Consider the following 7,330-nt stretch of genomic DNA (forward strand, 5'->3'; position numbering starts at 1 on the left):
TTCGCACTCTCAGAGAGTACGAAAGCTCCCCGCGTGCGGTTCGGTCACTCGGCCTGGGAGCTCGGCGCCCAGAGGGGCACGCGGGAGTCCCGCGTGCCGGGGGATCACTCGGCTTGTGACGAAGGGGCCCAGAGGTCGATGCCCGATTCGACGGCGTACCTGTCGATCTCGGCGAGCTCGTCGTCGGTCAGCGGCGGGGCCTGCAGGGCGGCGAGGTTCTGCTCCAGCTGCCCGACCGACGACGCGCCGATCAACGCCGAGGTGACCCGCGGGTCGCGGATCGTCCACGTCAGCGCGAGCTGCGCCAGCGACTGGCCGCGCGACTTCGCGATCTCGTTGAGCGACCGGATGCGGCCGAGGTTCTCCTCGGAGAGCAGGTCCGTGGACAGCGACTTGCCCTGCGTGGCGCGCGAGCCCTCGGGGATGCCGTCGAGGTAGCGGTCGGTCAGCATGCCCTGGGCGAGCGGTGAGAACGCGATGCAGCCGGCGCCGACCTCCTCCAGGGTGTCCAGCAGCTCCGGCTCGATCCAGCGGTTGAGCATCGAGTAGCTCGGCTGGTGGATCAGCAGCGGCACACCCGCGCTGCGCAGCAGCTCGGCCGCCTCGCGGGTCTTGGCCGGCGAGTACGACGAGATGCCGACGTAGAGCGCCTTGCCCTGCTGCACCGCGGACACGAGCGCGCCCATGGTCTCTTCCAGCGGCGTCTCCGGGTCGAACCGGTGCGAGTAGAAGATGTCGACGTAATCCAGTCCCATGCGGGTCAGCGACTGGTCGAGCGAGCTCAGCAGGTACTTGCGGCTGCCCCACTCGCCGTACGGGCCGGGCCACATGTCGTAGCCGGCCTTCGTGGAGATGACGAGCTCGTCGCGGTACGGCCGGAGGTCGTCCTTCAGGATCTGCCCGAACGTGATCTCCGCGGAGCCGTAGGGAGGTCCGTAGTTGTTGGCGAGGTCGAAGTGCGTGACACCGAGGTCGAACGCCCTGCGCGCGATGCCCCGGCCGGACTCGTACGGCCGGTCGCCGCCGAAGTTGTGCCACAGGCCGAGGGAGATGGCGGGCAGCTTGAGGCCGCTGCGTCCCGTGCGCCGGTAGGTCATCTGGTCGTAGCGCGCGCTATCCGCGAGGTAGGACATGATGCTCACAATGTCACGTCCCAGTAGGACGGAGCAGGACATGAATGGGCGGTCACGGCCTGTTCACCGGTGAACAGGATCAGTCTTGCGGCCGATCTCGCCATTCCCGTCCCGCGCCCCGAAGGCACACCAGGCGCCGAACTGGCGAACGGACCAGGCCGTCGGCGGCATGCGGAACCGCAATCGGCGGTTCGCCACGCTGTGTGCCGGAGCCATTACCGAACCCGCTCGCAATAGCCGGTGAAGTGCCTCCCGTGAATGCGACAGGGGCCCGCCCACCTGGGCGAACCCCCGTTGTCGAAGAGCCGGCGAGGGGAATCGAACCCCTAACCTTTCGCTTACAAGGCGAGTGCTCTGCCGATTGAGCTACGCCGGCCTGGCTCGTGTTCGCGAACATCGTAAGCGCCCGTTGCGGGAGCTACCTGCGGCGAACGGTCTGCTCTCAGTGTGATCGGATTGCTCCGACCGGAGGCGGACCAACCAACTGAGTGGCGCAAAGCGCCGAACCGCTCGCCTTGACCAGGTCAGGAGGGTAACCAACGGACAGTGATCATGTCCTCCTTTTCGGGTCGCCCGATCGGAGGTGGCCGACGCCACAGCAACGGCACGAGAACTTCCCACGATCACACGACGGAGGTGCGCGCGATTTACCCGAACAACCTGCACGGTCCCTCATTGCCCGACGACACCACGGTTCACCTGGTACTCGATCTCGCTCTCAAGATCGGCGAGGTCCAGATGGCCAGCGGAGCCGGCGCGGCGGACGTGACAGCCACGATCCTCTCGGTCACGGAGAGCTATGGGCTCCCGCACACCGAGGTCGACGTGATCTACACCTCCATCAGCGTGTCGTGCCACCGGGGAACGGCCGCACCACCGATCACCGCCGTCCGCGTCGTGCGGCAGCGCAGCCTTGACTACACCCGGCTCGCCGCCGTCGAGCACCTGGTGCGCAACCTCGGGCCGATCGAGGAGGCGCACTCGGAGCTCGAGCAGATCACCAACGCCCCGCACCCGTACCCGCGCTGGGTCGCCACGGCCGCGTGGGCCGGCATGGCGGCCTCGGTCGCGTTCCTGGTCGGCGGCGGGCTGTCGCTCGTGATCACCGCGGCCGTCGTCACGGCCGTGATCGACCGGGTCGGCCGGGTGCTGAACCGGCGCGCGCTGCCGTTCTTCTTCCAGCAGCTGGTCGGCGGCGCGCTCGCCACGGGGGCCGCGCTGACCGTGTACTGGACCGGGTTGCTGCCCGCGGTGCGGCCGAGTCTGCTGGTCGCGGTCGGGATCGTGGTGCTGCTGTCCGGGCTGGCGCTGGTCAGCACCGTGCAGGACGCGATCTCCGGCTACAACGTCACGGCCGCCGGGCGCACCGTCGAGACCGTGCTGCTCAGCGCCGGTCTGATCGCGGGCGTCGCGCTGGCCATCCGCACGGCCGTCCACTTCGGGCTGCCCATCCGGCTCAGCGACCCGCTGCCCGCGTTGATCTCGGCGGTGCCGATGCAGTTCGCGGCAGGCGCGGCGACCAGTGCGTTCTTCGCGCTCGCCTGCTATGCCCGGCCGCGTGCGCTGGTGGCCGCCGCGGTGTCCGGTGCGATCGGCACGGCCTCCTACGGCCTCGCCACGAGCTTCGGGGTGGACGCGCTGCTCGCGTCGGCGGTGGCGGCCGCGATCACCGGGTTCGGCGGCGCGACGATGACCCGCAGGCTGCGCATTCCGACGCTGGTCGTGGTGCAGGCGGGCGTGGTGCCGCTGCTGCCGGGCTGGACCACCTACCGCGGCCTGTTCCAGCTGACCGCGGAGGGCGACCCGGCCGGGCTGAGCACGCTCGTGTTCGCGAGTGGCATTGCTCTCGCCCTGGCCGGTGGGGTGGTGTTCGGCGAGTACCTGGCGCAGCCGGTGCGCACCGGACTGGGCCGTTTGGAGCGCAAGTTCGCTGGTCCGCGCATGTCCGGTCCGCTCAAACCCACGAAGCGTCGGTTGGAGTGAAACCCGATGTGACGGGGGTTACACGACACGCCGAGGGAGCGCGACCGCACTAGCCTCAGAAATGTGAGCATGGACATTGGCGAGAACGGGGCGGAATTCGTAGTCGTGGCCAACCGGCTGCCGGTTGACCTGGAGCGCTTGCCCGACGGAACCGAACGGTGGAAGCACAGCCCCGGCGGGCTGGTCAGCGCGCTCGAACCGTTCCTCCGCTCACACAGCGGCGCCTGGGTCGGCTGGCCGGGGGTCGCCGACGCCGACGTGTCGCCCTTCGAGGACGACGGCCTGCTGCTGCACCCGGTGTCGCTGTCGGCCAAGGAGGTCGAGGACTACTACGAGGGGTTCTCGAACGGCACCCTCTGGCCGCTCTACCACGACGTCGTGGCGCAGCCGGCGTTCCACCGACACTGGTGGAACGCCTACGTGAAGGTCAACCAGCGGTTCGCCGACGCGACCGCGAAGGTGGCCGCCCAGGGCGCGACGGTGTGGGTGCAGGACTACCAGCTGCAGCTGGTCCCTGCGATGCTGCGCGAGCAGCGGCCCGACCTGAAGATCGGCTTCTTCCTGCACATCCCGTTCCCGCCGGTCGAGCTGTTCATGCAGCTCCCGTGGCGCACGGAGATCATCCGCGGGCTGCTCGGCGCCGACCTGGTCGGTTTCCACCGGCCCGGCGGCGCGCAGAACTTCCTGTGGCTGGCCCGGCGCCTGGTGGGCCTGGAGCCGAGCCGCGGCACCGTCGGCGTGCGCACCCGGCCGGGTGTGGTCCAGGTCGGTGACCGCACGGTGCGCGTGGGCGCGTTCCCGATCTCCATCGACAGCGCCGGCCTCGACGCGGTCGCGCGCAAGAAGGAGACCCAGGCCCGCGCGAAGCAGATCCGCGAGGACCTCGGCAACCCGAAGCGCATCCTGCTGGGCGTGGACCGGCTCGACTACACCAAGGGCATCGACGTCCGGATCAGGGCCCTCTACGAGCTCATCGCGGACGGCCGGGTCGACCCGGAGGACGTCGCGATGGTCCAGCTGGCCACGCCCAGCCGGGAGCGGGTCGACCACTACGTGACGATGCGCAAGGACATCGAGCAGTCGGTCGGCCGGATCAACGGCGAGTTCGGGCGGGTCGGCAAGCCCGTCGTGCACTACCTGCACCAGTCGGTGAACCGCGAGGAGCTCGTCGCGTTCATGAGCGCGGCGGACGTCATGGTCGTCACGCCCGTTCGGGACGGCATGAACCTCGTCTGCAAGGAGTACGTGGCCTGCCGATATGATCTTGGTGGAGCTCTGGTGCTCAGCGAGTTCGCCGGTGCAGCCGCTGAACTGACCAGTGCGTTCCTGGTGAACCCCCATGATCTGGACGGTGTCAAGAACGCATTGCAGGCCGCCCTCGACATCGATCCCGCCGAAGGCCGCCGTAGGATGCGCGCGCTGCGCCGCCAAGTCCTCACCCACGACGTTGACCGCTGGGCAAGGTCGTTCCTGGAGGCGCTGGGCACGCAGACCTCGGTCTGAATCCTTTCAGATCCCCTTGACCCATCGAGTGCTCCAGGAGGGGCGTTGACCGCCGAGGCCCTCCCCGCCGACCTGCGCCGCGCCATCGTGCAGCTGGCCCGTACCCCGCGACTGCTGGTCGCAAGCGACTACGACGGAACACTCGCGCCGATCGTGAGCGACCCGGAGGCGGCCCGTCCGCTGCCGGAGTCGGTGAACGCGCTGCGTTCACTCGCGTCGCTGCACGAGACGACGTCGGCCGTGATCTCCGGTCGCGCACTGCGCGACCTGGCCACCCTGTCCCGCCTGCCCGGCGAGGTCCACCTCGTCGGGTCCCACGGCTCCGAGTTCGACGTCGGCTTCGTGCACGCGCTCGACGCCGACGCCAAGGCGTTGCTGCGGCGCATCGAGGCCGAGCTCGACGAGATCGTCGACGGCCACGAGGGCGTGCAGCTGGAGGTCAAACCGGCCTCCGTCGCCGTGCACGTCCGCCGTGCCGCGTCCGAGGAGATCGGCGAGGCCGTCCTCGACGCCGTGCGCTCCGGCCCGTGCACGTGGGACGGCGTGCAGGTGACCGAGGGCAAGGCCGTCATCGAGCTGGCCGTCGTCGAGACCAACAAGGGCCACGCCCTCGACATCCTGCGCCACCAGGTCGGTGCGACCGCCGCGATCTTCCTCGGTGACGACGTCACCGACGAGAAGGCGTTCGCCCGCCTGACCGGCCCTGACGTGGGCATCCGCGTCGGCGCCGGCGAGTCGCTCGCCCAGTACCTGGTCGACGACCCGTCCGACGTGGCCACGGTGCTGGCGTTCCTGCTGGAGGAACGGCGCGCGTGGCTGCACGGCGACCAGGCCGTGCCGATCGAGCGCCTGACCATGCTCGCCAACGAGCGTTCCGTGGCCCTCGTGACCCCGGACGCCAAGATCAACTGGTTGTGCCACCCGGAGCCCGACTCGGCCGCGATCTTCGCGGACCTGCTCGGCGGACCGGCCGCGGGCCACTTCTCGATCAAGCCGGAGCACGGGTCGCTGCCGCTGGGCCAGCGCTACCTGCCGGGCACGATGATCGTGGAGACCCGCTGGTCGCGCCTGCTGGTCACGGACTACCTGGAGCACGACCTCGCCTCGCACCGCACCGACCTGGTGCGGCGCATCTCCGGCTCGACGAACGCGGTGATCACGTTCGCCCCGCGCCCGGAGTTCGGCCAGGTGCCGGTCAGGTTCATCCGCGAACGCGACGGCCTGCGCGTGGTCGGCACCTCCGACCCGATGGTGCTGCGCTCCCCCGGCGTCGACTGGGAGATCACCTCGGACGGCGTGCAGGAGACCGCACGCGCCGTGGTCCGCCCCCGCGAGGGCGCCCCGGTGCTGCTGGAGCTGCGCTGCGGCACCGACGACATCTCCGAGCACGCGCTGGGCGAGTCGGTCCGCCGCGACCGCGCGGCCGGTTACTGGTCGGACTGGGCGGCGGGCCTGAACCTGCCGAAGGTGCAGACGGACCTCGTGCTGCGCTCGGCGCTGACGCTGCGCGGCCTGGTGCACAAGGACTCCGGCTCGATCATGGCAGCGGCGACCACGTCGCTGCCGGAGGAGCTCGGCGGCGTCCGCAACTGGGACTACCGCTACTGCTGGCTGCGCGACGGCGCGATGACCGCCGCCGCGCTGGTGTCGGTCGGCTCGTTCGCGGAGGCCGACGGCTTCCTGGGCTGGCTGCACGGCGTCTTGGAGACCATCCCGGGCCCGGAGCGCCTGCACCCGCTCTACACGCTGCACGGCACGCAACTCGGCGCCGAGGCCGTGATCGACACACTGCCCGGCTACGCGGGCTCCCGCCCGGTGCGCGTCGGCAACCTCGCGAACCAGCAGGTGCAGCTCGACGTGTTCGGCCCGGTCGTCGACCTGGTGGTGCAGCTGGCCTCGGCCCGCGGGTCGTTGTCGGACGCCGACTGGACGATGGTCCAGGCGATGGCCGAAGCGGTGTCGCGGCGCTGGCACGAGCCCGACCACGGCATCTGGGAGGAACGGCACGCGCCGCGCCACCACGTGTACTCGAAGGTCATGTGCTGGCTGACCATCGACCGCGCGATCAAGCTCGGCGAGCAGTTCGGCCGCGAGCTGGACCCGTCCTGGGTGCCGCTGCGCGACACGATCGCCACCGACGTGCTGAAGAACGGCTGGAACGACGAGGTCCAGTCGTTCACCACGGCCTACGACGGCGACGACCTCGACGCGGCCTCGCTGTTCGTCGGCCTGTCCGGCCTGATCGACCCGGCCGACGAGCGGTTCCAGTCGACGGTGACCGCCATCGAGGCAGAGCTGCGCTCCGGCTCGACGGTGTACCGCTACCACCGCGACGACGGCCTGCCGGGCGACGAGGGCGGCTTCCACCTCTGCGCCGCCTGGATGATCGAGGCGTACCTGCTCACCGGCAGGCGCACCGAGGCCGAGGAGCTGTTCGGCCAGATCGTCGCCGCGGCCGGCCCGACCGGCCTGCTGCCGGAGGAGTACGACCCGATCGCGGAACGCTCGCTGGGCAACCACCCGCAGGCGTACTCGCACCTCGGCCTGATCAGGTGCGCGCAGCTGCTGTCGCAGTAGGGGATCTTCTTCGCAAGTGCCGCCGCGGCCGTGCTCCTACGGCCGCGGCGGCACTTTTTCGATGACCGTCGCTGTCCCCGGTGACCGGCCCAGCAGCGAGATCCGGTCCCCCTTCGCCAGGTGCGCCCAGGCCG

4 protein-coding genes and 1 tRNA gene are annotated in these 7,330 nt (G+C 70.2%); 3 read left to right on the forward strand and 2 right to left on the reverse strand.

Translation table 11 applies throughout. The features are described 5' to 3' along the window. Nucleotides 1–104 precede the first annotated feature (104 nt). Nucleotides 105–1,133: an L-glyceraldehyde 3-phosphate reductase gene (mgrA, locus tag ACZ7CD_RS15440; RefSeq protein WP_458429608.1), complete on the reverse strand. Its 1,029-nt coding sequence runs from the start codon at nucleotides 1,131–1,133 to the stop codon at nucleotides 105–107. Nucleotides 1,134–1,436: 303 nt separating this feature from the next. Beyond that, nucleotides 1,437–1,509: transfer RNA gene (locus ACZ7CD_RS15445), tRNA-Thr, on the reverse strand. Nucleotides 1,510–1,808: 299 nt separating this feature from the next. Between ACZ7CD_RS15445 and ACZ7CD_RS15450 the strand changes: the two genes are divergently transcribed. The 3 genes from ACZ7CD_RS15450 to otsB all read left to right on the forward strand — a co-directional run bounded on the left by ACZ7CD_RS15450 (nucleotide 1,809) and on the right by otsB (nucleotide 7,196). Next, entirely contained in the window at nucleotides 1,809–3,116 is a 1,308-nt protein-coding gene (locus tag ACZ7CD_RS15450) for a threonine/serine exporter family protein (RefSeq protein WP_470369589.1), read from the forward strand. Between the two features lie 69 nt (nucleotides 3,117–3,185). After that, nucleotides 3,186–4,619, forward strand: a complete 1,434-nt coding sequence (locus ACZ7CD_RS15455) for an alpha,alpha-trehalose-phosphate synthase (UDP-forming) (protein ID WP_360386613.1) — start codon at nucleotides 3,186–3,188, stop codon at nucleotides 4,617–4,619. 45 nt (nucleotides 4,620–4,664) lie between these two features. Next, nucleotides 4,665–7,196, forward strand: a complete 2,532-nt coding sequence (gene otsB / locus ACZ7CD_RS15460; protein WP_360385313.1) for a trehalose-phosphatase — start codon at nucleotides 4,665–4,667, stop codon at nucleotides 7,194–7,196. The last annotated feature ends 134 nt before the right edge of the window (nucleotides 7,197–7,330 follow it).

This window comes from Lentzea sp. NPDC036949 (assembly GCF_055608075.1).